14 protein-coding genes and 2 pseudogenes are annotated in these 25066 nt (G+C 69.3%); 6 read left to right on the top strand and 10 right to left on the bottom strand.

The annotated features are described in order from the left end of the window. Nucleotides 1–5: 5 nt before the first annotated feature. On the bottom strand, nucleotides 6–764 hold the full coding sequence (locus ACH34Q_RS05540; protein WP_395981653.1) for an SDR family NAD(P)-dependent oxidoreductase: 759 nt from the start codon (nucleotides 762–764) through the stop codon (nucleotides 6–8). Between the two features lie 198 nt (nucleotides 765–962). Here ACH34Q_RS05540 and ACH34Q_RS05535 point away from each other — a divergent pair, with 198 nt between their 5' ends. Next, a complete protein-coding gene (locus tag ACH34Q_RS05535) occupies nucleotides 963–1658 on the top strand; it encodes a GntR family transcriptional regulator (protein WP_395981652.1) in 696 nt (231 codons plus the stop codon). A gap of 193 nt (nucleotides 1659–1851) precedes the next feature. After that, nucleotides 1852–3270 (top strand): GntP family permease, encoded by a 1419-nt coding sequence (locus tag ACH34Q_RS05530; RefSeq protein ID WP_395981651.1) that lies wholly within the window; start codon nucleotides 1852–1854, stop codon nucleotides 3268–3270. Between the two features lie 383 nt (nucleotides 3271–3653). Here ACH34Q_RS05530 and ACH34Q_RS05525 read toward each other — a convergent pair. The 4 genes and pseudogenes from ACH34Q_RS05525 to ACH34Q_RS05510 form a co-directional block, all read right to left on the bottom strand. Further along, nucleotides 3654–3998, bottom strand: a pseudogene (locus ACH34Q_RS05525) (SAM-dependent methyltransferase); the annotation flags it as partial. A 631-nt stretch (nucleotides 3999–4629) separates the two neighbouring features. Next, nucleotides 4630–5394, bottom strand: coding sequence for a recombinase family protein (locus ACH34Q_RS05520; RefSeq protein ID WP_395981650.1), 765 nt, complete (start codon nucleotides 5392–5394; stop codon nucleotides 4630–4632). A 139-nt stretch (nucleotides 5395–5533) separates the two neighbouring features. Further along, entirely contained in the window at nucleotides 5534–6559 is a 1026-nt protein-coding gene (locus tag ACH34Q_RS05515) for a hypothetical protein (RefSeq protein ID WP_395981649.1), read from the bottom strand. A gap of 90 nt (nucleotides 6560–6649) precedes the next feature. After that, nucleotides 6650–6972: pseudogene (locus tag ACH34Q_RS05510) on the bottom strand (Tn3 family transposase); the annotation flags it as partial. A 324-nt stretch (nucleotides 6973–7296) separates the two neighbouring features. On the opposite strand from ACH34Q_RS05510, the gene ACH34Q_RS05505 reads away from it, so the two are divergent. The 3 genes from ACH34Q_RS05505 to ACH34Q_RS05495 all read left to right on the top strand — a co-directional run bounded on the left by ACH34Q_RS05505 (nucleotide 7297) and on the right by ACH34Q_RS05495 (nucleotide 12333). Then, nucleotides 7297–8058: an alpha/beta fold hydrolase gene (locus tag ACH34Q_RS05505; RefSeq protein ID WP_395981648.1), complete on the top strand. Its 762-nt coding sequence runs from the start codon at nucleotides 7297–7299 to the stop codon at nucleotides 8056–8058. 81 nt (nucleotides 8059–8139) lie between these two features. After that, nucleotides 8140–9081: a tyrosine recombinase XerC gene (gene xerC, locus ACH34Q_RS05500; protein ID WP_395981647.1), complete on the top strand. Its 942-nt coding sequence runs from the start codon at nucleotides 8140–8142 to the stop codon at nucleotides 9079–9081. Nucleotides 9082–10134: 1053 nt separating this feature from the next. Next, entirely contained in the window at nucleotides 10135–12333 is a 2199-nt protein-coding gene (locus ACH34Q_RS05495) for a DUF6461 domain-containing protein (protein WP_395981646.1), read from the top strand. 351 nt (nucleotides 12334–12684) lie between these two features. Here ACH34Q_RS05495 and ACH34Q_RS05490 read toward each other — a convergent pair whose 3' ends face one another. Then, nucleotides 12685–13227 carry a hypothetical protein gene (locus ACH34Q_RS05490; protein WP_395981645.1) on the bottom strand — a complete coding sequence of 181 codons (543 nt, stop codon included), beginning with the start codon at nucleotides 13225–13227 and terminating at the stop codon, nucleotides 12685–12687. A 1720-nt stretch (nucleotides 13228–14947) separates the two neighbouring features. On the opposite strand from ACH34Q_RS05490, the gene ACH34Q_RS05485 reads away from it, so the two are divergent. After that, entirely contained in the window at nucleotides 14948–17167 is a 2220-nt protein-coding gene (locus ACH34Q_RS05485) for a hypothetical protein (protein ID WP_395981644.1), read from the top strand. A gap of 53 nt (nucleotides 17168–17220) precedes the next feature. On the opposite strand, the gene ACH34Q_RS05480 is transcribed toward ACH34Q_RS05485, so the two are convergent. Genes ACH34Q_RS05480 through ACH34Q_RS05465 form a run of 4 tightly spaced genes read right to left on the bottom strand, consistent with a single transcriptional unit; the run spans nucleotide 17221 to nucleotide 24609 of the window. After that, nucleotides 17221–17352, bottom strand: coding sequence for a hypothetical protein (locus ACH34Q_RS05480; protein WP_395981643.1), 132 nt, complete (start codon nucleotides 17350–17352; stop codon nucleotides 17221–17223). A gap of 48 nt (nucleotides 17353–17400) precedes the next feature. After that, a complete protein-coding gene (locus tag ACH34Q_RS05475; protein ID WP_395981642.1) occupies nucleotides 17401–18711 on the bottom strand; it encodes a protein kinase in 1311 nt (436 codons plus the stop codon). Further along, entirely contained in the window at nucleotides 18711–21026 is a 2316-nt protein-coding gene (locus ACH34Q_RS05470) for an AAA family ATPase (RefSeq protein ID WP_395981641.1), read from the bottom strand. The genes ACH34Q_RS05475 and ACH34Q_RS05470 overlap by 1 nt, the downstream gene beginning before the upstream one ends. 37 nt (nucleotides 21027–21063) lie before the next feature. Next, nucleotides 21064–24609, bottom strand: coding sequence for a WD40 repeat domain-containing serine/threonine protein kinase (locus ACH34Q_RS05465; RefSeq protein ID WP_395981640.1), 3546 nt, complete (start codon nucleotides 24607–24609; stop codon nucleotides 21064–21066). Between the last annotated feature and the right edge of the window lie 457 nt (nucleotides 24610–25066).

Raw genomic sequence — 25066 nt, 5'->3', positions numbered from 1 at the left:
CACACTCAGTGGATGTGCGATCCGCCGTTGATGTCGTAGGTGGCCCCAGTGATGTAGCCGGCCTCGTTCCGGCACAGGAAGGCCACCAGTGCCGCCACGTCCTGCGGATTGCCGGGTCGGCGAACGGGAGTCTCTGCGATCATCTGGGCCTTCCGCTCTGGCGAGAGCTTGCCTGCGGTGATGTCGGTCTCGATGAGCCCCGGCGCGACGGCGTTCACCGTGATGCCGTCCGGCCCGAGTTCGCGTGCGAGTGCTCGGGTCAAGCCGAGCACGGCCGCCTTGGCCGCCGAGTACGGCGCACCGCCGAACACTCCGCCGCCGCGCTCGGCAGAAACCGACGAGATGTTGACGATCCGGCCGAAGCCACGCCCGATGAGTGCCGCGGTCACCTGCTGGGTGACCAGGAACGTACCGGTGACGTTGACCGCGAAAATACGGTCGAACTCCGTTTGAGAGACCTCGACAAATCGGGCCGGCGATGTGATCCCAGCGTTGTTGACCACTGCTCCGATCGGAGCCAGAGCCTTCTCTGTCTCGCCGATCGCGGTGCGCACGGAGTCTCCACTGGTCACGTCACACAGCGCACCGATCGTGGCTACGTTGTGCTCATTGCCGATCTCGTGAGCAGCCTCCTTGGCGGCGGCCTCATCGATGTCGAGCACCGCCACTTGCCAGCCGTCGGCTGCCAGGGCGTGCCCGATGGCCCGTCCTATCCCTCGGCGGGAGCCGGCGCCGGTAACGACGGCGGTGTACTGCACGGTCATTGGTACTCCAGAAATGTGAATCGCTCCAGGTCATCCCGCTGGTTCCTACCTCATCCCGGCACTGCCGGGCTCCGCGTGGACGGTCCGCTCGCACCGTCGCAGCGTGTCGGCAGCGTTCGGGAAGCAGGCGTGTAGCCGTTCAAGCAACACCGAAGTCACATTAGAGTGCGTTCTCTGTTGACTGTCAACAGTTGGCCGATGACCTATGGTGGCGGAGTGCCGAGAAACCACATCAAGGGCCTGGAACGCAGCACTCTGCGCGAGCGGGCTCTGCACGCGCTTCGTGCCGGACTGATCTCCGGCGAGTTCGAGCCGGACGAGCATCTCAGCGAGGTGGACCTGGCCGAGAGCTTCGGGATCAGCCGGGGAACCGTTCGAGAGGCGCTGCGGCACCTGCAGCAGGAGGGGCTCGTCACCTCCGACTATCGCGGCCGGCTTCGCGTTCGGGGGGTCACCAGTGGCGAGATCCACGAGGTGTACCGCGTCCGTGCCGCTCTGGAGTCGCTCGCCGTGCGAACCATCATCGAGCTGCCGGATGAAGACGGCCATAAGCGGGCCCTTGAGAGGCTCGATGCGGCCATCGACCGGTTGCGGGCCTCCCAAGGCGACCCTGTCGAGCAACTCGAAGCCGACCTCGCCTTCCATCACGCCCTTTGCGAGGCCTCGGGCAACCAGACCCTATTGCGCACCTGGAGCAGCCTTGAAGGCCTGATCCGAGCGACCATCGTGCGCGTCGGCCGCGCCCAGGCGTTGGCCAACATGGACGCCGACCGCCACGCCACCATCGTGGAAGCGATCCGCAACCTCGGTGCCACCGAAGCGGGCCGCCTGGTGACCGAGCACATGGAGGCAGCGGCTCAGAGCCTGGCCGCCGCACTGGACTCCCGCAACTGATCCCACACGCGCCACACGCGAAGTTGACTGTTGACATCAAGTGTTAACAGTCAACATACTGCTCGATCATGTGATGCGGGTCGCAGGAGCGAGACCTCGGCCCCGCGAGGCAGAACGCCTGCCCCTCGTGAGGCAGTGTCCCGGCCCACGGGTCCGGCCCGCCGATCGGGCGCTGTAGCTGTGGGAGAACACAATGGAGAACTGGCCAGTCCTCATCCACACAGGGATCACGATCGGCGGGATCGTGGCAATGGTCGTCTGGGCGCGAATCAATCCGGTGATCGCCCTGGTGGTCGGAGCGCTTTACCTCGGCCTGGCCTCTGGTCTCGGCTTCAAGGACACACCCACCGCGATCACTAAGGGCTTCGGCGCCCTGATGGCCGAGGTGGGCCTGATCATCGGCTTCGGTGTGCTCATCGGCTCACTGCTCTCGGCGACAGGCACCCTGCAACGCGTCGTTCATGTACTCCTGCGGCTCGTCGGCGCCAAGCGATCACCACAAGCCCTTGGGCTGGCATCCGGCATCGTCTTCCCATCGATCTACTTCGACGTCGCACTCGTGATGATGGCGCCCATAGCCCGGTCCATCGCCGTGCGCACAGGCCGAAGCGTCGCCCCCCTTGCCGGCTCCCTCGCCATCGGCCTCGAAGTGGCTCTGCTGATGGTGCTTCCCGGGGCGGCGGCCCTAGCCGTCGCCGGATCGCTCGACATCGCGCTGGGAACCATGCTGCTCTGGGGCATCCCGTTCGGCGCAGCCGCGATCGTGATCAGCATCTCCCTGCACACCATGCTCATGGGACGAACCTGGAACCCTGAGAAAGACGTGGACCCGCTGGCCGACTACGACGAGAACAGCGGTGAGATCGTTGGTGCGTCCGGCCACCATGACGACCACCCCGGCACCGCCAGCGGCGCAGGTCCGTCCCTGAGCACAGGGACCGGCACCACCGCCACGGCGACCACGTCGCAAAAGCCGCTGGCTCTCATGCTGCTGCCGGTGCTGGTCCCCGTGATCCTGATCGTGGTCAACACGATCACAGCAGCGGCCGGGGCAAGCACAGGTCTCGTAGTCTTCCTCGGCAACCCCGTCGTCGCACTGCTGATCGGGCTCATCCTGGCGATCGTCCTGGCGGTGCCGACCCTCGGTCGCGCCGGAGTGGAAGAAGTCATCTCCCACGGCGCAAGCGCCAGCGGCGTCATCCTGCTCTTCACAGGCGTGGCCGGCTCGCTCGGTCAAGTCCTCGTGGAAATCGGTGTCGCCGACATCGTCGAAGGGCTCTTCTCCGCCAACGCGTCCTTCCCGCTCCTGCTGACCTGGGCGGTCGGCGCACTGCTCCGACTGGCGCAGGGTTCCGGCTCCGTAGCCGCCATCACCGCCGCAGCCCTGATCGCCCCAGCCGTAGCCGACCTGGGCACACCAGCGGTACTCATCGCCTTCGCCGCAGCAGCGGGAGCCAGCTTCGGCGGCAATGTCAGCGACAACACATTCTGGATGTTCAAGACCCTGCTCGGATTGACCACACGCGGAACATTCCAGGTCTACACCGTGGCGCAATCGATCCTCTCGTTCGTCGCGCTCGGCATGGTGCTGGTGGCGGGCATCTTTGTGTAGGCAACGGAGCGGTGGCCGCCGGTCTGCCACGGCCCGTAGATGAGGTGAACGTAGGGGTCCAGCACGTCGTCGATCGACGTGGTCTCCAGATGCCGGACGGTGGCCCGCAGCGCCGCGGTCTGCCGCCGCTCCTCCAGATCCCGTAGCGTCGGGGCTTTTGGACGCCGTCCCGTACCGGTGCCGGCGCTGCCAGCTTCACCGCCGGCACCGGTTCGGTGGACACCCGCCCGGCGCCCAGCCCAGCTATTTAGGAGAAGACCGAGAGCTCGACGGGCTACCGCCAATTTCTGCACTCAGCCTCCTCGCGGGCCTCCTCAAAACGCGAATCATCTACTTGCCTTACATGGCGGACCGATCCCCAAACCGCTGACCTGCCAGTTCAATCAACTACCCCCGATAACGATCAGCGCCTTGTAGGCGCCATCAGGCGCCTCGTCGATCCAGTACGGCTCCCCGATCAACAGCAGGCCGTCGGAGGCCACCGCGGCACGCATCAGGTCGATCGTCCCGGTCAGCCCGCCGCCGATCCAGGTCGCGCCGATGCAGGCGACCAATTCGAAGGCCCTGGGAGCGTGATACCGACCGGCGTCGCCATGCGCGAACCTCACCCGGTCGGCGACGTTCAGCTCCTGGACTCGCAGGTGTGCGGCAGCCAGGAACACCTCGCTCAGGTCGACCCCGTGGCCGGTGGAACCGAACACCTGGGCCCAGCGGCACAGCATCTCGCCCTTGCCACACGCCGATCGAGAACCCTGTCACCGGGCCCGATCAGGCTCACCTGGCCCAGCAGCAGAAGCTTCTCTTCGGTGAACGGATTGAGGATGCGGTGCTCGGCTTCAGCGATCTCGTGATCACGTAGCACGACCTGCGCCTGTTCGCCCGCTTCGGCCTCCCTGACAGTACGACGCTGGGCTGAGCCTAGGAGGAGAAGTCGGGGCTCCCAAGCGCCCGTCCAAGAAGGCGCTGCCCTGGCGCGGCGAGGAAGACGACGACGGGGACAGAGCAGGGGGGACCGGCCGGCCCCCTGCGGACCTGGGGGGACCGCCTGGGGCACGTTCGGGAGAACACCGCCGACTTGCCCCGGGCCGTTCCACATCATCACGGTCAGTTACAGCGGCTACACACAGCCACCTTTCATCCTGATCGCGCCGTCAATTGCAGCTGATGCGGATTCGCGACACCCGAGCCCCGGGCCTCCATGGCCTCATCGGGCGCCAGCGGGTCCCAGGTCGGGGTGCCGACCGGCGTCTGGTCGGGGGTCGACGAACATCGGAACGAAAAGTCCCGCTAAGAGCGTTGGGTTGAGCTCCTTAGCGTGACTTTTCGTTCCGATGTCTCTCGCGGGGGAATCTGTGCAGGTCAGCGGTGTGCTTGCCGGCTCTCGTCGATCTCGGGACGCGGTTGGGGTACGTCGGTCTCGATCTGCTGCGGTGAGCTGATCTTGAGCTCGGGGATGTACTTGTAGATGGTGGAGCGGCTGACGCCCAGGAGCCGAGCGATGGAGGCGATGGTCGCGTCGGGCTGGGTGACCAGGGCGCGGGCGTGTCGGATCTGCTCGGGGGTCATCGCGGGCGGTCTGCCGAGGCGGGCGCCGCGGGCCTTGGCGGCGGCCAGGCCCTCGTTGGTGCCCTCGATGATGAGTTCGCGGATGAATTCCGCCAGGGCGGCGAAGACGTGGAAGACGAGGCGGCCGCCGGCGGTGGTGGTGTCGAGCGCTTCCTTCAGCGATCGGAAGCCGATGCCGCGTTTGCGGAGGTCGGCGACGATGGCGATGAGGTCGGAGAGGGAGCGGGCGAGCCGGTCGAGGCTCGGGACGACGAGCGTGTCTCCGGGCCGCATGTAGTCGATCGCCTTCCAGAGCTCTTCGCGTTCGACGTTCTTTCCGGACTTCTTGTCGGCGAAGATCCGGATGCAGCCTGCAGCGCGATGGTCTGCCGGTCGAGCCGCTGATCCTTGGTCGAGACTCGGGCGTAGCCGACGAGCGCTCCGGTGAGGACCGCCGGTTCGGCCGCGAGCTGGTCGCCGGTGATCGCGAGGGCCAGTCCGGGGCCAGGCGGGGCGCTCATGCCGAAAAGTGTAGGAGAAAGGGCTGTGCCGAACTTGTTGAACACCATGATCCTGCAACGCGCTTTTTCGACAGATTTTCGAGGTGGGTCAGTTCCGCGGGCGTGGTCGGCCGGGGGTGTTGAGAATCGAACGATTCTCAACACCCTGAGAAACTGCCTTCGGCCGACCGTGCCAGCCGGCCCGGAAGAAAAATCGCTCAGGTGAGCTTTGAAGGCGACGCCCAGGGATCATCCAGCACCGGTTCGGCGTCGTCAGGGTGAAGCAGGCCGAGCGTGCAACGGTGGAGGGCCGTGTCACTCGTGTAGTCGATGGCGCGCATCAACGGCAGCGGTGCCATAAGGCGGGCTGTCTCGTCGGTTGCGCACGCGTCGAGCGCGTCGAGCAGGTCCCCCGGGACAGGAATATCGGTCAGGCACAGCCATCCCAGCGCCGCACTGACCCGCACCACCGCAGGCGTCGCAGGATCGGACCACAAGGTCTGAGTCCACGCTGGGCACTCCGAGTCGGAATCGGGATGCACAAACGCCAGTTGCGCAAGCGCGAGCACCAAGCCGGCGCACACCACCGAGTCGGCCTCAACGCGCAGGCGTGCGTGCAGAGCACTGCGGACCTCGTCAATGCGTTCGGATGCCACGACTGCCGCGTATGCGGCTGCGGCGCGCAGCTGAGGATCGAGATCGTCGAGCAGCGCTGTGACGAGATCGAGGTCGGCGGCGACCACGTCGCGTGCGGCTTGGATCCCCCAGTTCCCCAAGTAACTGCTGGGTTCGTACCGCCACTGGCCGTCGGACAGGCGCAGCAGCTCCTCACGGGTGCATCGGCCCGGTCCCGGCGTCCACTGGACGATGCCCGCCGCCAGCTCCAGTGCGTAGGCGCGGCAGTGGCCGTGCGGGTCGGCTGCGACGCGCAGAAGGAACGGCGCGGCCATCGCCGCCACCGACCAGGTGCTGTTGGCCAATTCCCCGTTCACGCCGCACAGCGACTCACGCACCACGTCAGCGTTGTCAGAACGCAGGCCCGCCACGTCGTTCCGGGTTTCGGCGCCGCGGGGGAAGCGATCCCAGGGGACCTGGTCGTAGGCGAACGCGTCCTTGACCTCGCGGGAAAGTGTCGCCACGACCGCTCGGACGTCAAGCGGGCCACCCGCCTGTGCCTCCGGGTCGCCATCTACGAACGCCTGAACGATCGCCAGGTAGACCGGATCGTTCTTCCACGACATCATCGGTGCCCCTTCCAAATGCCAGAGCGAGGGTAGCTGTGGCGCCGGGCATGCCCCCGTCCTGCTCAGGGCCCGACCTGGTATCCGTCGCACCTATAGATCTTCGTCATCATCGTGCTGGTCGGGGCTTCTCAGCGGGCGTATGCCGGTTGGCCCGAGGTCGGGTCGGCTGAAGGAGTAGGTGCCGTTGACGTTGATGTGACGGCGGACGAAGGGCGACAGCCGTGCGACGTCTTCGTCTTGGACGGGATAGCCCTGGTCTTTGAGCTGTCCGAGTGCGGCGTCGATGTAGAAGGTGTTCCAGAGGGTGATGCAGTTGAGGACCAGGCCGAGGGCGCCGAGCTGGTCTTCCATGCCCTTGTAGTACCGCTGTACAGCTCGCCCTTCTTGCCGTGGAAGATCCTGACAGCCTCACTCAATGCGGGGACAGCACGCTCGGTGCTCATAGAAATCAAGATCAAATAGGCGGCAGCACAGCCGGTAGCGACCTACATCCCGGTTCGATTGAGGGGCGCGCTGTCCTGCGCCGCCGCCCGCCCGCTCTCCAACGGCGCAGTCGTCCGGAAACATCTACTTTTCTGGACACTCTAACGACCAGCGCGAACACCATCCAGAAACCTACGTCCAGAAAGTCTGTCCCCAATCCGGAGACGAGGTCACGTTCGAGAGAAACCTGAGTACTCAACGGGCTACCGCTAATTTCTGCACTCAGCCTCCTCGCGGGCCGTTACCCTCACCTCGTGAGCGAGATCGTCGTGGTGCGCGATGGCTCTGGGCCGGAGATCCTGCTTGTGCATGGTGGTGCCGGCCCGCGAACGACGTGGGGCGCTTTGGCTCCGCTGGCCGCTCGGTGGACGTTGGCATATGTCCATCGCCGTGGTTTTCCGCCGAGTCCACCACCGCAGGAGTGCCAGGACTTCGAGGTGGATGCCCGGGATCTGGCGCCGCTGCTCGTGGGCCGCCCGCACGTTGTCGCCCACTCTTACGGCGTCCTGGGGACGTTGATCGCGGCCGCTGCCGCGCCGGGCAGCGTGCGCTCGCTCACCCTGATCGAGCCGCCGCTGAACTACCTTGTCCCTGACGATCCCGAGGTGGCGCGACTCGAGCGCATCGGCGATGCGGTCCTCACCCACGGGATGGACATGGACCCGACCGAGCTGCGCGAGTTCCTCCAGGTCGCGGGGGCACCCATCGGCGACGGCCCGCTCCCCGAGGACGTGGTCGCCGGCGTTCGGCGGGCGCACGGTGGTCGGGTGACCAGCGAGGCGCGCCCACACCTCGACGCGATCGGTGACGCCGGCGTCCCAGTGCTCGTGGCCTCCGGAGACCATGCGGCCGCGCTCGAGCGGATCTGCGACGCTCTGGCGGTTGCGCTCGGCGGCGAGCGCAGCGTGCATCCGGGCGCTGGTCACTTCGTCGCCGCCGCACCGGGCTTCGCCGAACAGCTTGAGACCTTCCTGCGCGGGAGCGTTACGTGGCGAGCTTCTTCCACCACCACATGAGACACGCTCTAAACTAAGGCTGTGACGGCGGGGTGCTCACGGATCACCGGCCATGGTGGACCACCTCAGGCGAGGCTTTGGATGAGCGGACCGCATCAACGCATCTGGATCGGCATCGACGTCGGCAAACACCATCACTGGGCAGTGGGCGTCGACGATGTCGACGAGTGGCTCGATGGGCTCACCGGCAAACTGTCCACCCGGACGCTGCGACTGGTTCACGGCATCCTCAAACGGGCGATCCGGCAGGCGCAGGCGCGGGACATGGTCGTGCGGAACGTCGCCGAACTGGTGAAGACGCCCATAGGCAGGAGCGGGCGCCCGAGCAAGGCGCTCACCTTCGACCAGGCGGCGGCCGTACTGCAGACGGCCGGGTCGTCACGGCTGAACGCCTACGTCGTGCTCAGCCTCATGACCGGTGTCCGTACCGAGGAGGCTCGTGCGCTCCGGTGGGATCACGTGGTCGCGTGGGTGGAAGCCCAGAACGTGTGGCGGCCGGTGACCGAGGCCGGCTTCGATCACGAGAGGTTCGCCGTCTACGTCTGGCGGTCGGTACGGGCGCACGGCGACACCAAGACGGAGAAGTCGCGCCGCACGCTGGAACTGCCCCGGCGTGCGGCTCAGGCCCTCCGCCAGCATCACAAGCGCCAGGCTGCGCAGCGGCTCAAGGCGGCCAACGCCTGGCAGAGCACCAACCTCGTCTTCTGCTCACCGATCGGGACACCGCTGGACGCCGCCAACGTGCGGCGGGCGTTCCGGCTCATCACTCAGAAGGCGGGGCTCGGGGAGACCTGGTCTCCCCGCGAGCTGCGTCACTCGTTCGTGTCGATCATGAGTGACAGCGGCGTGCCCATCGAGAACATCGCCGATCTGTGCGGGCACTCGTCCACGGCGGTCACCGAGGAGGTCTACCGGCACCAGCTCAAGCCGGTGATCACCAGGGGCGCCGCGGCGATCAACGCGGTGTTCGGCGAGGGCGGGACCGAGCCCACGACGCAGGGAAGGGCCCAAGAGTCCGCGTAGGTCGCGTGACGGTGGCTCCCCGTTTGGCTCCTCAACGACTTTCACGATTGAAAAAAGGGCTCCGGAGTGATCTCCGAAGCCCTTCTGACCTGCACGTACTCTGTCGGGACGGCGGGATTTGAACCCACGACCCCTTGACCCCCAGCCACGGCAGAGCAGTCGATCTAGGTCGAGGTGAGTCGAACGGGGAGCCTCTCACCTGGGCAAACGTACTGGGGGAGTCGCGGTGAGGCCGACTGGGTCTGATCACGATGGCTCCCCGATTGGCTCCCCGCGGCTCCCTCTGGCGAGGGGGCATCTCTGCTTTCCAGCGGCCCAGGATGGCCGACAACTTGTGTCGATGGAGTCTGGACCAGTCCGCCAGCGCTCACTCGTCTGCCGCCGGAGCGAGGACGCGCTCGCGCCGCACAACCGGGCATGCTGGACATGGAGTCTCGGACTGTTGGCAGCTCTCTCGGCGAGAGACGATCTTTCCGGTGGTGCTCGACACCCTGCGGATTAAAAGTCTAGAACGGTTGTGCAAGCGCGGCATTTTTGGTGCTGCCGGATACCATTCTGTCCACGTCCAGCCCCATTTTAGTGCCAGGCGATGTCGCAATGCGCCAGCCCGTATCAATGCTGCCGAGCCAACAACGAGCCAACACGGGCCATGGGCTTGCCACTACCCGCGGCATGGATTCGTATTCGCTACCGGACCTGAGACGCCCGACTGCACGCTGCCCGCCTGCGAATCGGGGGAATGTGCCTGACCGTCGCTAACCGGTTCAACATCGCCTGAAAGTTTGGATTCTGTGTCGGTGAAGTGAGTTGCCCAGCAACCCCACAGCAGATTACCGCCACGACCACATGGCCCATACGACGCGCCATATGAACACCCATGCCATCCGCAGGTGGCCTGTTGGCGACGCTGTGAGTTTTGCAGCGCCGCCGACAGACATCGACATCCACCGATTCTGATCAGTGACGCATCAAGCATTCGGTATAGCCGGGACTGTCGTAGGGGACGGCTACGGTTCCGTCGTCTTGTCCATGCGATTCACCTGGGGTGCTGTGGTGGAGGTTCCCAACACGTTACTGGCGGAGTTGGCCGGGCCGATCGCCGGGGCGATGCCGCTGGCCATCGCCCGCGTTCCGAAGGCGCCGGCGGCCGAGCTCGGACGGCTGCGGGCGATGGCGGACGGCACGTGGCCGATCCGTGGCGGCAGGCGACATCCAGTGGCTCACTCCCGCTCGGGCAGGACAGGCGATTCGCCGGTGCGGGACGCGCTCGGCTCGCTGCTGCCGTTGCTGACCGAACGCCTGCTCGGCGCGTTGGAGCTGACCGTGCCGGAGCTGGACCTTGCCGACGTCCCAGACCTGAGCTCTTTACTGGGCGAGCCGCTCACCGGCAACGTCGGTTTCATCAGCGTGGACGGGACCAGCGAGGCGGTCAGCGGGGTCGGCATGCTGAACCAGATCCGCCCGGGCGCGGTGCCGCTGGTCGCCGCGCTGGCCCGCCGACTGGCCACCCACCCGCGCGTCGCCGCCCTCCTGGCAGTGGGGCCTGAGTTCATCGAAGAACAGGATGTCGCTGCGGCGCACGGCGCAGCACATCTTGCGCTGGCTGTGGCCACCTCGGCCGGCGTCCTGCGCCGGGTGGGCGTCCACCCCTGGGCCACCGAGCCGCCTGCGGTGCTCGGCGTCGCGATCGGCACCGCGGTACTGCTGTTACGCGACGCCCCGATGCCCCCGGCCTACGATGCCGCGTTACTCGCCAAGACCCGGGCGGAGTACGTGCTGCCCCGCCACACCTCCGGGTCGGCGCTGGTGTGGGGGCACCGGTTCGGGCTGATGGAGGGGCATGAGGTCCCCGAGGCCGACTTCAGCGGCAACGGGCTGGTCGCGGTCGCCTCGGGTGGTGCGGTGATCCGTACCGGCGTCGAGACCGGACACGTCCAGATCGTGCTGACCGTCCTGGACGGGCCACCGCCGGACGTCGCGACCGGCTGGGAGGAGATCGTCGAGGTCAGCTGGCGGGCGAATGCCGGCGGAGCCTCCGTGGTCGGACCCCAGGCAGGCGAGCCGCAGTTGCGCGGCGACACCCCGCCCTGGGCGGGTGAGTCGCATCTGCGCAGGGTCGCCCCGCCCTGGCCGGGCGACTACCGGCTGCGGGTGCACGCTCGTGGCCGGGACGATCCCGCCGCGCCCGAGCGATACGAGCTGGTGGTGTGGCAGGCGCCCGTCGCGCCCGAGATCGTGCACGCCCGCATGGACCGGCTCGGACACCGGCTGCGCGGCGAGCCGGAGCCGGCGCGGCCCGCCCTACCCGAAGCCACCTACCGATGGGTGCGCGACAGCGCCTTGTCGGTGGCCGCGACGGTCACGGTGGTGACCGGGGCAGACGTCGCGGACGTGCTGCGCGCCTTCGGCGCGGACCCGGCCCGGCCCGAATCGCTGCGAGCCATCAGCGAGGATGTGATGCAGCGACGGTCGATCGATCCCTGGGTCGCGGTGCTGGACGTCGGCGGCGCCGTACTCGCCGTCGAGTACAACGGCTTTCAGGGCTCGAGTGCGTCCGTCCTGACCAGGGCCTCCACCGACGGACGGGCCGCCAGCATGTACTGGAACGTCAATGCGCTGACCCGGCTGTCGTTCGCCGAGCACGGTGAAATCCTCCTATCGGAGGAACCTTACGGCGGGCTCGAAGCGCCACCACAGATCGCCGAGACCCTCACCGGCCTCGACTTCGCCGACCATCACCGCCGCAAGTCCATGATGGGTCTGGTCGCGGTGCAGCGCTTCACCGGCCACGGCATCACCGCCGAAGACCTGGCCCGCATCGAGGCCGCCGACATCGCATTCCGAATCGTGCCGGACCTGCCCACGCTGCACCCGCACCGACCACAGCCCGACAACCCGCTCGGGCCCGCCGCCGACGTGCTGACCGGGCTGCCCGAACCCACGTTGCGTGACCTGGCCTGGTGGATCGCCGCCGAGGCGGCCCGCTACGCGGGGATCGCCGAAGACCCCGACATAGCCGCCAGCCTGACCGCACGCACCCTGACCCCGGACGCCCACCTGCGCGCCCGCCGCTCCCAGCTCAGCGACGGCGAACACCGCTGGCTCTGGCTGGCCCTGCACCGCGCCACCAACCCCGACCCCCTCGCCGCAGTCACCGACACCCTCGACGCGGCCCGCTACGCCGCCGGCCCGCACGCCGCGAACCTGATCGCCGACGCCCAGAGCAGGATCACCAGACCAAACCCGCCATAACTCAGCATCCGCTTGCTGGACTTGCCGCCATCAGGGGCTGGGCCGACGCCGGGTCTGGGAGATTGGTCTGTGCGATGGGGCCGGCCCCAGAGGGTCTCAGGCCGACCCCGGGCATGACCGTTCACGGGCCGTCGAGGCCTGCTGGGACCGGTCAGGCGTGGTGAGTCGCGTGGGACCCGAACCCGCAACCTACGGCTTAAAAGATCTGTCCACGTCCAGCCCCATTCCGGTGCCAGGTCATACCGGGCGCTGCCAGCCCGTGCCAATGCCGCCGAGCCAACAATGAGCCAACATGGCCGTCGGTGGGCGTGGTCAATGGGCTGATGCGACCGCTTTCAACGGTGCAGCCACTCAAGAATCGATCTTTTCCCGGCAGGCTTCCGGCGAGCCGGTCTGCTCGGTGCACTGCTCGATCTGTTCTTCCGTTGATGGCACCTGCTCTTCGTCCTGAGTCGGCTCGGTCTCCGAGTCCTGGGGCGGCTCGGGCTCCGGCTCCTCCACAGAGTCGTCGATGCCGTTGTCGTTGCGATCCCGCTCCGGCGGGACCGGCTGGACCGTGCCCACGCCATCGGGCCCGAACTCCTCGATGCAGCCCTGCCGCACACTCCCGCCCGGCGGATGCTTGCACTCTTCCGGAAGCGGCCGGTTGTCGGTGTCGGTGTCTTGCGATTCACGATCAGGCGACTGAGACGGCTCCTGCGGCTTCGGCTTGTCCGGTGTCGCAGGGCTGCTTTCCACGTGCGACGGCTCCCGCGGCTTGGGCGGGCTCTCCACGGGGGACTGAGACGGCTGGGGCGGTGTGGCCGGTTCGTCTGCCCCGCACGCCCCTGTGCCGCCCGCGATGAGTACGACGGCCGTCACCGCCTCCGCAATATGAATACTTTTCATCTTCATTCTCCCCACGATCGTGGGTACGTCGGCGAGCGGCACGCGTCGTCGCCGATGCCCGACCCGCTTGGCCCCGGCCAGGACCACCGACTATGTGGCTTTGCTGCAAGGGCGCCGCTCGCGGCGTTGGACGTCGACGGGCCGTCGGGGCGTCCGGCCGCTCCGAGCCGGTCCCCGCCGGGCCGCCGCCCTCCTGCGGTGAATCACTTCAGCGATCACGCGCGGCCGCGGATTGGATCCGGGCGGCCGCTTCCTTGCCCATCAGAGCGTGCTTGCCCATGCCCTGAGATGTACCCGTACCGAGCCAAAAGGCGGGTTATCCACAGGTAGACCAATCGCCATCGCGGGCCAGTATCCGGCGGTCCGGGTGGCCCGCCTGGCGCCCACGGACGCCTTGACGGGAACCTGAGGGGAGTATTTCGGGCTCGTCATCCAGGCGCACAAACATGTCGGCCGCGCCTTCCAGCGCCGGCGCGGCAGCCGGCAATGGCCGACCGTGCAGCACTCCCGCGGGCCATCCGCCGACCTGCTCCGCGCTGCGGACGCCCACATCAACCAGCAGCCCCGGCAAGTTCTGCCCGGACATCGCCACAGCGCCGATCGCCTTCTTCCTCGTCGACGCTGCGGACATACGGTGATTCTGGCCATCCCGGCCGCCGAGTGATCAGCGGCACATCCTTCAAGCGCTCCGTGAGTTCGAGACCTTCTGTAACTCACACCGGCCTGCCGAGGTACACGCCCTGGGGACGGGTTGGCCTGGGTGTGGCTGCATGGCCGTCCGAGCATGTGTGATCGCTACCCGTTCCGGCGGCACGCCGTCGGGTGGTGACGCGGTCGTTAACGGCGCTCGAACACTTGACGGTGCGGGGATGGTCCCCGCCGTGCTGTTCGGCGGTGCTCCAGGGCTGCGGGCAGCATCAATACGAGGCGACGGCCGGGCGCGGCCCTCATCGGCCCCAGAGGCATCGGGAGAAAGGGCGTCCGATGGTAATTCTCAAATAGACACTGGTGTCTTACTGTGGTCGCCATGATCAGACTCGTCCGAGTGGGTCTCACCTCCGTGGGGGGCCTGTCTTTCGCCGTATTCGGCGGCTTGGTCTATGAGACGTTCACCGCCGGGGACGCGAATGCGGCCCCGAAGCCCGGCTGCCAGGAACAACCCTGGTTCCCGGCGGAGTACTGCGACCCGCATCACTGGATTCCTGAGAACCTGAAGCCGCCGTCCCAGCCGCGGGCCGAGCAGCCGACCGTGCCGCGCAGCCGGTCACCGGAGCGCGGCTCCTCCCCGCCTAAGTCCCGTTCGACGCCGAAGAGCCGTCCGGCGCCGCGATCCCAGGATCCAACGCGGCCCCGACGGCCCGCCCCCGAACGGCCCGCGCCCGAACGCGCCGAGCCTAAGGGGTCAGGGGATGACGACAGGCCCGACGGTCCCGTGCCTCTGGTGCCTCCCGTGCGTCGTCCCCTGGCTCCAAGCACCCCGATGCCCCCGGCCTTCCCCCCGATCGCCGGCGTGCCCGTGGCCCCTGGGCCGGGGCGGACGACCCCGTCCGGCTCCGGCAGCGGCGACGACCGGCCGTCCGGCGCGCCGCGGAACCCCGGCCCCCTGGCACCGGGCACCGAGCCGGTCGGTCGAGAGCCGGCGCCGCGCCGGTCCCCCCCGATCGGGCGCCGGCCGGCCTTGCCCCCACCCCCGCCGCTGAGCCGCGGGCCGAGAACGATCGGCCCGATGCAGCAGTGGTGGTACTCGCTCCAGCTCCGGGTGGCGTCGAACCCGGTCTTCGTGGCCGGTGACAAGGCCGCCGGCCTGGAATCGGCGCTGCGTGCCTTCACGATCAACCCCAACGTCGGAAACGGCGCGAGGGTCGCCGCGGCGTCCGGGGAGCTCTACAAGAGCATGACGGAAACGGGCTGGAAGACCGACGTGGCGCGCGCCGAGACTCGTGTCGTCAGCGCCCGGCAGCAGGTGAACCAAGCGCAGGACAAGAGTCCCTGGGCCAGGCAGATGGCGCAGCGAGAGCTGGTCGCGGCCAACCGTGCCCTGGATCAGGCGCGCCGAGCGCACATTGCCCTGATCAGGACGGCACTGCCCAGGGCCTGGGCACGACTGGAGGCCGCGCAGACGGCGGTGAATCGCGCCGGCACCCCTGCCGCACGCAGGGCGGCGAACGCCCGCCTGACCCAGGCCAATGTGAACGTCCTCAAGGCCGTCGACAAGGCGGAGAAGCTCGACAGGTCCTCGTGGTCGCGGGGCTACGGGTGGCGGGCCGGTGAGGGACGCCGAGGCGGGCTCGGCTCCGCCCGGGGCGGGCCGGTCCCCGGCGGCGGCCGCGGCGCCTGGCCCCGGCTCGGTGCCCCTACCCCGGCGAACCCGCATCGTCCCGTCTCGGCGGTTCCGCGAGCCGGCAACGTCCGGCAGCCCTTCGCCGACGACGGATGGCGCGGCGTTGCCCGCGGCACCGCCCCCGCGACCGGACGTAACGGCACCTCTCCGACCGACCGGACCAGGTACGGCTGGCGCGGCGATGCACGTTCCGCCCCCGGTCGTACCGGCGCCAGACCGAGCGGCTCGGCGGCGGACGGATGGCGCGGCAGCGCGGGCGGCGTGCCCAACCGCACCGGTGACGCGCCGGACAGCCGGACCGGGTACCGGGGTGACGCGCGCAGCGCTCCCGGCCGCGCCGGGCTCGCGCCCAGCGGGCGGGGCCCGAACGGAGGCTGGGGCGGGCAGGCCAACGGCTCGGGCGGCCGGGGGACAGGTGGGGCAGCGCCAGGGCCGGCCAGGCCGAGCGGGCCTCCGCCTGTGCGGCCGGGGCCGTCCGGTGGGGCGGCGGAGCGTCCGCCCGCCGGACAGCAGGGGCCCGGCCGTCCGCCGGTCGCCCAGATCGGTCCAGGGCGTGCGCCGTTCCCCGATCCCGGCTTCGGGCTCGGGAGGCCGCCCACCGCGCCGGGGGCGGAGCCGCCGGACGGCACCTGGTCGACGAGGCGGCCTTCGGTCATCCCTCAGCAGCCCAGGTTCACGCCCGACAACGTGCCGGGGTCGGCGCCGGGGCGCCGCGGTCCCCTCAGCAAGGGCAACATCGCCACGGACGTCGCCGTCCAGGGCCTGGACATCGTCTACAGGCGAATGCTCGCCGAGCACATGGCCTGGCTGGCCGATCGGCTGACGCACGACAAGACAGCCGCCGGCCGGTACCTCGCGGAGTACGAGGAATTCGAAGGTATGGACTGGTCAGGGCGGCTTAGCCGGGACGTCAGGGACTTCCTCGGAATTGATGACAAGGAGTTCCTCAACGACTACTTCAACCCCGAGTTGAGAAAATATCTCATGGATCTCCACTGGCCCGAGCCGGATATCGGGATGAACCCCAACGACCGGTACGCGCTCTACCAGTACCGGGCCGGCCAAGAGGGCAGGAACCTGGACCTGCTGCTGCGCGACCGGACCGCGGAACCGGCTCCGGCTCCCAGGACCGACCCGAAGCAGGATCGCGACGAGGACGAGGACGAGGACGAGCCGCGGTCGCGGATCAAGGCGGGCAAGGTCACCAAGGGCAAGGTGGGCAGCCACCTCGACGACGACGAACCCAAGACCTACGGCCGGCAGGGCACCAGTTCCAACACCGTCGACCCGGACTACGGCAACAGCGGTCGCGAGTCGCAGACCAGGAAGCGGCAATCCAACAGGGACAACGGAAGTTACGACTCGCACAACGACAGCGGCTCCCCGGGCGACGGTTCGTCCGGCGGCACGTCCAGTGGTGGGGCGCCCTCGGCCCCCGTACCCAACGGTGGCGGTGCTCCGTCCGGCAATGCCGCGCCCGGCAGCGGCGGGCCGCCCAGCGGCGCCGGCCCCGCACCCGATCCCGGGCACGGCAAGCTCAACAAGCTCGACGCCGACCCGCCCTCCGGCGGAGGCGGCGGTGGGGATCCGTCCAAGCGGGTCTGACCCCGCACGCTGAAACACCGAGGCCCGCGTCGCACGGCGCGGGCCTCGCGTGTTCAGCCCAGGGTGCCCTGGTCGTAGGTGGAGGCCACGGCGGGCCGAGCCGCCCAACCACGACGGCGGCCCTTCACGATCTCGGTGTAGCGGTAGGTGCCGCGCAGGTCCTCGGCGGCACGGCGCTCGGCCACGAGCCGGGCGAGTCCGGCCAGGCGGGGTGACGACGCGGTTCCCGCGGGTCAGTACGGCTCCAGGGCCTGGCGCAGTTCGCGTGCGGTCTGGAAGCCGATCTGCGGGCGTTCGGTGAGAGCATGGCCGATGACCTCGGCCAGTCCGGACGGCAGGCGCTGCGCGCGCTCGCGGATCGGTACCGGCTCGCTCTGCAGGATCTGCAGCCACGGGTCCTTGCCGGCCGGGAACCTGCGCGGCGGGCGGCCGGTCAGCATGACGTACAGGCAGGCCGCGGCCGCCCAGACGTCCACGGCGGGGGTGGCGTCGCGGAAGTTCACCACCTGCTGCCGCGGGATGAAGTACGGCTTGCCGGCGGTCGCGCCGGTCCGGGTCAGCCCGCTCAGGCCGTTCGCGTCGAACGCCTTCGCCAGGCCGAAGTCGCTGACCTTGGCCGTTCCGGTGTCGTCGAGCAGGATGTTGGACGGGCTCAGGTCCCGGTGCACGACGCCGTTGTCGTGGGCGTGCTCCAGCCCCTCCAGCACCTGGCGGATGAGCGACACCGCCTCGTCCACGGGAAGCCTGCGGCGCTTGTCGAGGCTTCCGCCGCGGCAGTACTCGATCGTGAAGTAGAAGGCGCCGCCGCCGAACCCGGCGTCGTAGAGCTCGGTGATGTGCGGGTGCCGCAGCACCCGGTTCAGCGCCACCTCGTGCAGGAAACGGCGGCGGGAGGTCTCGTTGGCCGCGGCCTTCGGCAACATCAGTTTCAGCGCCACCTCCCGGCCGGTCGCCTCGTGCCGGGCGAGGTGGACCACCCCCATGCCGCCCCGGCCCAGCTCGCGCAGCAGGGTGAAGCCGGTGATCGGATCCAGGCCGTCCGCGCCGCTGTCGGCCCGCTTCAGCAGCAGCTCGACCACCGCCGCCGGATCCTCCTCCCGGCAGCCCTGGCAGAGGTCGCCGCCGCCCTCGGCCTGCTCGCCGCACCGGGCGCAGTGGGCCAGGACGTTGGTCCGCGGAGCCTGGATGGAGACCCGCAGCGCGGTCTCGCCGATCTCGATCTCGTCGCCGTCGGCCAGATCGTGCTCGGGGAAGGACAGGCGCGCGCCCTCCTCGGGCGTCTGGCCCTCGGCCCGCTGGCCGATCTTCCGGCCGTTGACGTGGGTGCCGTTCAGGCTGCCGAAGTCGCGGATCCGCGCCTGCGGCGGGTTGATGTCGAGCAGGCAGTGGTGCCGGGATACCCGCTGGTCGCCGCGCAGCCGCGGCTCGCAGTCGGCCGCGCGGCCGATCACGCAGGTGGTGCGCTCGGTGAACACGTACTCGACGGGCTCGGCGGCCCCGTCCTGCGCGCCGGGCACCAGCGTCAGGGTCACCGCCGCCGTCATCAGGACGCCTCCTCCGCTTCACGCAGTACCAGTTCGCCTCTGCGGGCGTCGACCACGACCGGCTCGCCATCCTGGAAGAGCCCGGCGAGCAGCGCGCCGCTGAGCGGCCGGACGATCTGCCGCTCGATCGCCTGCTCGACCGTCCGCACCCCGGACGGGGCGTCCAGGGCGAGGAACACCAGCAGCTGCCGTGCCGCGTCGGTCAGCCGCACGGACGCGCCCCGGGCCCGGACCCGGTCGATCAGCTTGTCCACGATCGAGCCGAGTGCGGCGGCGTCCAGCGGACGGAAGTCGATCACTCCGCTGAGCCGGCCGACCAGTTCCGGGCGGAGCTCGGCGGCGGGGTCGGCCAGGTTGGTGGTCAGGAAGATCACGGTCTCGGTGAAGCCGACGCGGCGGCCGCGCGCGTCGGTCAGCCGGCCCTCGTCGCAGATCTGCAGCAGGATGTCCAGGACCTGCGGGTGCGCCTTCTCGATCTCGTCGAACAGCACGGCACTGTACGGGTGCTCCCGCAGCGGCCCGGTGAGCTGGCCCTCCCGGTCGTGCCCGACATAGCCAGGCGGCGCGCCGAGCAGCCGGCTCACGGTGTAGCGGTCCTGGTACTCGGACATGTCGATGGCGACCAGCCGCCGGTCGTCCCCGAACATGAACTCCGCCACCGCCTTGGCCAGCTCGGTCTTCCCGGTACCGGTCGGCCCGGCGAGCAGGAACACCCCGATCGGACGGCGCGGGTCGCCCAGGCCGGCCCTGGCGGCGCGCACCGCCTCGGCGACCTCCCGTACCGCATCGTCCTGCCCGATCACCCGCTGCCGCAGGTGCTGCTCCATCTTCAGCAGCCGGGCCGCTTCGTCGGCGGTGACGCGTTCGACCGGGATCCGGGCGCGCTCGGCCACCAGCTCGACGATGTCCGCCGCCTGAACGACCGCGTCGGCGGTCGGCCCGTCCGGCCCATCCGGGCTGAGCGTGCGGATCCGCACCGCCGCGCAGGCCCCGTCCACCAGGTCGATGGCCTTGTCCGGCAGCCGTGATTCCGGCAGGTGCCGGATGGACAGGTCGACTGCGGTCTGCGGGACGTCGTTCTCGATCCGGACGCCGTGATGCTCGGTGAATCCGTCGAGAAGTCCCCGCAGGATCGTCACGGCCTGGTCGCGCGTGGCCTCCTCGACCCGGATGACCTCGAACCGCCGCTGCAGCGCGGCGTCCTGCTCGATGTACCGGGTGTACTCCTCGGCCGTGGTCGCGCCGATACAGCGCACCTCCCCGCGGGCCAGCGCGGGTTTGAGGATGTCGGCCGCGTCGCCGGCACCCCGGCCACCCGCGCGCAGCACGGTGTGCAGTTCGTCGATGAAGAGGATCACTTCCGGGGCGGCCTGTGCTTCCTTCAGCACTCCCCGCAGCAGGCGTTCGAAGTCGCCCCGGTACTCCGCGCCCGCGAGCAGCGCGGACATGGAGATCTCCAGGATGCGCGAGCCGGCCAGGTCCGGTGGTGTGCCGACGGTGGTGAGATGGCTCGCGAGGGCCTCCACGATCCCGGTCTTTCCGACGCCCGCGGGGCCCACCAGGACGGCGTTGGGCTTGCGCTGCCTGACCAGCACCCGCGCCAGCATCTTCAGCTCCGTACGGCGCCCGATCACCGTGGGCAGCCTGCCGTCGCGTGCCGCCCGGGTCAGGTCGCGGCCGTACTTGTCGAGGTACGGAGTCGGGACGGGCGGCGGCGCCGGCTTCGGATCGGGTGTCGGCTCCCGTTCCGGCTTCGGTTCCGGTTCGACAGGCGGGTCCGCGGCTCTGGTCGCGGCCTTGGCGGGTCCTCGGTGCGGCCGCCCTTTCAGCCGGACGGGGCTGCCGTTCGGGTAGAGGACGGCGACCGGGTCCTTCACACCGAGTTCGGAGAAGACGCTCCGGCAGCGCGCGGGCAGGTCGGCCACGATCTGGTAGAGCAGCTCGTCGACCCCGATCTCCTGACCGTCCGCCTCCTGCCAGCCCCGCCTCATCGCGGCGTGGACGAGCGGGTCGAGCGGTGACCTGGCAGTCCGCGGGAGCGTGCCCGGGACCTTGTGCGCACGCCGCAGGGCCCGGCGGAGGATCTGCGGATCCAGCCCGGCTTTGGCGAACCTTTCATGGATGAACCGGCCCACGTCGGTGAGCTCGGTCTGCTGGGCCGAGGGGAATGCGCGCAGCAGCTCCTGGTCGAGGCTGGTCAGCCTGGTCAAGCCCATCAGGACGTGCCCGGGCTCCAAGGTGGCGGCACCGCCGGCCTTGGCCTCACGCTCAGCCAGCAGGAGGGCCAGATAGACACCCTTCTCCCCGTCGTCCATCACATCCTCATCCGCAACCGGAAGCGGCCGTCCACGATCACTTCAGACGCGGGTGATCCGCGCTTGGTTCGATCTCCGGCGTGAGGGCCGCCAACTCCCAGTCGAGTTCCCAGACCCTGACCTCATGCTCACCGTCGGAGGTCACCACGAGCGTGCCGTCGGGACTGATGGCGAGTGCGCTCCCACCCTTGTGGCCGTCCAGCACGCGGACGGAGCGTCCCGTGGCGATGTCCCAGATGTGGGCTTCGGGTCTCCAACCGGCCGAGATCGCGAAGCGCCCGTCAGGGGTGACCTGGAGCCTGGAGGCCTCCTGCGGCACGGGGTCGAAGGTCCGCACGAGGTCTCCCGTCGACGCCTCCCACATGTGGATCCGGCTCAGCCAGGCGCCGTCGCGCTGGGAGGGTCTCTCCGGGCCCCCGCCGGCCAGGATGAACGAGCGGTCGGGAGTCATGCACACCGACTTCACTTCCTTCGATTCAGGCCGCAGGGTGAGCAGGCAGCGGCCATCGGTCAGGTCCCAGAGTCTGACCAGCGCGGGTTCTCGCGAATGCGGGTCCCGGTGGCCGTCGTTCCCGGCTGACAGGAACCGGCGGCTCTCAGCATCGGTCCAGAGCCCGGTGACGGGATGCGGTCCGGGTATGACATGCAGGCACGCCCCGGTGAAGGCATCCCAGAGCCTGATGGTCCCCTCGACCCCGTGGGCCACCAATGCCAGGCGCCCGTCGTCGCTGAGGACCCGCCGATGCGCCCTGGGGAGAGGGACGACGTTCACGCACCGGCCTGTCTCGGTCTCCCAGACCTTGATCTCATCGTCGGCCCCGATGGAGGTGAGGTGGGCACCGTCACGGCTGAAGCGCAGGACGCCGACCCCGCGTTGGCCGGACTCGATCGACCTGACCTGGGCGCCCGTGGACAGTTCCCAGATGTTGATCTGCCCGTCCTTGGCGGCGGACGCCACCAGGCGACCATTTCGGCTGATGGCGAGGGCCATGCCACTGCCGGGCGGAAGCCCCCAGGTGACCCAGGTGCTGCGAATGCCGACGCGGGCCGTGCGACAGCTCAGATCCTTCCACGCTTCAAGGACGCGCGGCAGCCGTTCGCAGCCCGGTAGCGCCCTGGCCTCCCTCAGCGCTCCCAGGGATCGGGCGTAGGCACCGGAGGCCATCGCCGCCTTCGCCTGTGCCAACAGGGATTCCAGCCGGAATTCGAGCCCGGCGACCTCGTCGTGGCCGCGCGGGCGGCTCACCCGCAGCGCGGCCTCGAACCGCGCGGGCAGCCGCCATGTTCGTACCGTGCCGTCAAGGGACGCCGACCTCGCGGAGGCGCCATCCGGCCCCAGTTGAACGGCGCTCACCCGCTCCTGGTGCCCCTTGAAGGTGCGCACACAGCGGCCGTTCGCCAGGTCCCAGTACGAGACGTTCCCGTCCCACTCTCCGATCAGGGCGACGCGCATGTCCTCGCTCAAGGCGACCGACGCGACGTGCCGGCGCTCCGGCAGGGTCAGGCTGCCCAGCATCCGGCCCGACGCCGGTTCCCAGACGCGGAGCGTGCGATTCCCGTCGACCGTGATCACGGTACGGTCGCCCGGCCCGAACGCCATGAACCGGCAGTCCCCGCCATCGACCACCCACACGGTGCGGCCGCTTTCCAGGTCCCACAGCCGCACAGCGCCGTCATCCCTCCCGCCGAAACACGTCAGAGCCCGGTCGCCGGTGGCGCTGAGTTCGAGGTGCGAGGCCCCGTCGTGCCCGTCGATGGTCATCCTCGGGCCGGCGCGGTCGAAATCCCAGACCTGGATCCGGCCGTCCGCCTCGACCCAGGCGACCACGGATCCGTCGGCGCTGAGCCGGGCGGGGGAGTAGGCGCTGTTGAGATCGGGCGAATTCGAGGGGACGTAGGTGCGGTCGACGATGCGCCCTTCGCGTCTGTCCGCTTCCTCGGCCTCCCGCCGCTTCCGCTCCCCCAGACCCTGCGTCCATGGGGTGACCTCGCCGATCGCCAGGCAGGCCCCCGAGGCGAGATCCCAGAGCCGGACGGTTCCGTCCCACGATGCCGAGACCGCTCGCCGGCCGTCGGCGCTCATGTCGACGGAGGTCACTCGGTCACCGTGCCCGTACAGGGTGCGCAACTTCCGTCCGTCCGCTGCGTCCCAGAACCGGACCCCCTGGTCCTCGCCGGGAGTGAGCGCCAGCCGCCAGTCGGCGGACATGCGGATCTCGTAGCCGGCGGGTGCCCGGCCACGGGTGCGCCAGGGCACCGGCCGCGTTCCGACGCAGTCCGCGTGGACGATCCCGCCTCCCCGCAGCAGATGCCGCGCCTCCTGGTGGTCCGCCCGCTCCGGGCCGACGCCCTCCAACAGGGTGCGGGCGGCCGCCCGATCGCCGCGTTCCATCTCCACCAGTGCGCGCGAGAGCACTCCCTCCTCCGGGTCGCCGAGTTCCTGGTCCAGGCGGTCCAGCAGGACGAGGAGGCCCTCGTCGGTGATCTCTCCGCGCCGCCAGCGCAGCAGTCCGCTGTTGAAGTTCGCGCCGCGATGGTGCGGGTCCGCCCGTAGCGCCGCCGTGAGCGCCTGGTCCGCCTCACCTGGACGGCCGAGGTCGAGAAGTGAGAGGGCACGGTTGTTCAAGTCGTCCGCGCGCAGGTCGGCGACCGTGGGGGTGCGTCTCGGATGGGCCCGGCCGGTGACCCGGAGATGGCTCTCCTGGAGCGAGCCGGCGACGGCGGCCATGGAGCCGGGCCGCGCCCCAGGGGCGGTGCGGAGACAGGCCCGCAGTAGTTCGGCGACATCGTCGGGGATCTCCAGGGCATCTGCCGTCGCGTTGGCACGGTGATCCTCCAGTGCCTCACCGACGGCGATCCCGACCAGCCAGACCGGACCTCTGGTGAACATGGCCACGATGGTGGCCGCCAGGCTGTAAATGTCGGTCGCCCGGCCCAGAAGGCTGCCCGCCAACTGCTCCGGAGAGGAGAATTGAGGGGTCATCAGGCCGCCGTTGGGCACCGGGACGCTGACACCGGGCCGCTCAAGGCTCTCGCGGCCACCGGTGTCACGCGCCACCGCCAGGCCGAAATCGGTGACCTTCGCCGTCCAGCCGTCGTCCAGCAGGACGTTGGCGGGCTTCACATCGCGGTGCACCAGGCCCATCGAATGAGCATGTTCCAGCCCCCAGGCCATCTGCACCGCGAGGTCGAGGATCCTTGCGAGCACGTCCCGAGGGGTGCCCGAGTAGAGGCTCCCGTCCGCGATGCGGCCGTCAAGGCTCCCGCCGGAGACGTATTCGGCGAAGATCGTCGGGACCGCGTCGATGGTGCGGACATAGTGGCACCCGCACACGTTCGGGTGGAGGCCCAGGCCGACCCACGTCTCGGCCTCGGCCGAGAACCGCTCGCGGTCGGCCTCGTCACCGAACATCTCCCGCCGGGGCACCTTCACCGCGAGGTCGCACCCCCATCCGCGGTGCCGCACCTGGTAGACCACGCCCATCCCGCCCCGGCCAAGCTCGCGGACGACCTCGTACCGGCCCTCGACCACCCGACCGGGCCGCCAGGCGCGCGCCGGTCCGTCCTCGCGGGCCTCGGTCACTCCAACCCCCGCCCCTCCATCCCGACGCATAACGGTGGAATCGTACTGTGACGCGCGGTGCCCCCTCATCCCGTTGAAGCCGCGGCGGCCCGAGGATCCACGAGTGATCGTTCCGGGATATCGCCCTTTCCCGGACCAGAGACCGCCCGAGTGGAGCAGTTCTCAACGTCTCGGCCAGTACACCTTGTCCGGCCGGTTCAGCGTCCTGCGGGGCGGCCATCGCCGCCTGCCCGAGGTGCACGGCTGCTCCCGTCAGGCCTGTGGTCTGCGCGGGTATCGCGGTATTGAGTGTGATGTCGGGTCTGGGATCTTCGGGGGTGCGCATCAGCCTCTAAACTGCGCCGATGACGGTCGTACCGGACGGTGTCCCACCCGATCTGTTCTCCGATGGCGAACTCGGGGCTCTCAGCGAGGCCGGTATCGCGTTGTTCGCCGGGCGGGTGGTTCTGGAGGCGCA

It is taken from the genome of Actinomadura sp. 9N407 (genome assembly GCF_044326315.1).
Lineage (GTDB): Bacteria > Actinomycetota > Actinomycetes > Streptosporangiales > Streptosporangiaceae > Spirillospora.
Note: the sequence above shows the minus strand (reverse complement) of the source record. Positions and strands in the feature narration are given on the sequence as shown.

Coding starts and splice junctions, on each gene's coding strand:
- ACH34Q_RS05530 (WP_395981651.1), top strand. CDS start 1,852: ATGGAGAACTGGCCAGTCCTCATCCACACAGGGATCACGATCGGCGGG.
- ACH34Q_RS05485 (WP_395981644.1), top strand. CDS start 14,948: ATGCAGCAGTGGTGGTACTCGCTCCAGCTCCGGGTGGCGTCGAACCCG.
- ACH34Q_RS05470 (WP_395981641.1), bottom strand. CDS start 21,026: ATGGACGACGGGGAGAAGGGTGTCTATCTGGCCCTCCTGCTGGCTGAG.
- ACH34Q_RS05475 (WP_395981642.1), bottom strand. CDS start 18,711: ATGACGGCGGCGGTGACCCTGACGCTGGTGCCCGGCGCGCAGGACGGG.
- ACH34Q_RS05540 (WP_395981653.1), bottom strand. CDS start 764: ATGACCGTGCAGTACACCGCCGTCGTTACCGGCGCCGGCTCCCGCCGA.
- ACH34Q_RS05515 (WP_395981649.1), bottom strand. CDS start 6,559: ATGATGTCGTGGAAGAACGATCCGGTCTACCTGGCGATCGTTCAGGCG.
- ACH34Q_RS05490 (WP_395981645.1), bottom strand. CDS start 13,227: ATGAAGATGAAAAGTATTCATATTGCGGAGGCGGTGACGGCCGTCGTA.
- xerC (WP_395981647.1), top strand. CDS start 8,140: ATGAGCGGACCGCATCAACGCATCTGGATCGGCATCGACGTCGGCAAA.
- ACH34Q_RS05535 (WP_395981652.1), top strand. CDS start 963: ATGACCTATGGTGGCGGAGTGCCGAGAAACCACATCAAGGGCCTGGAA.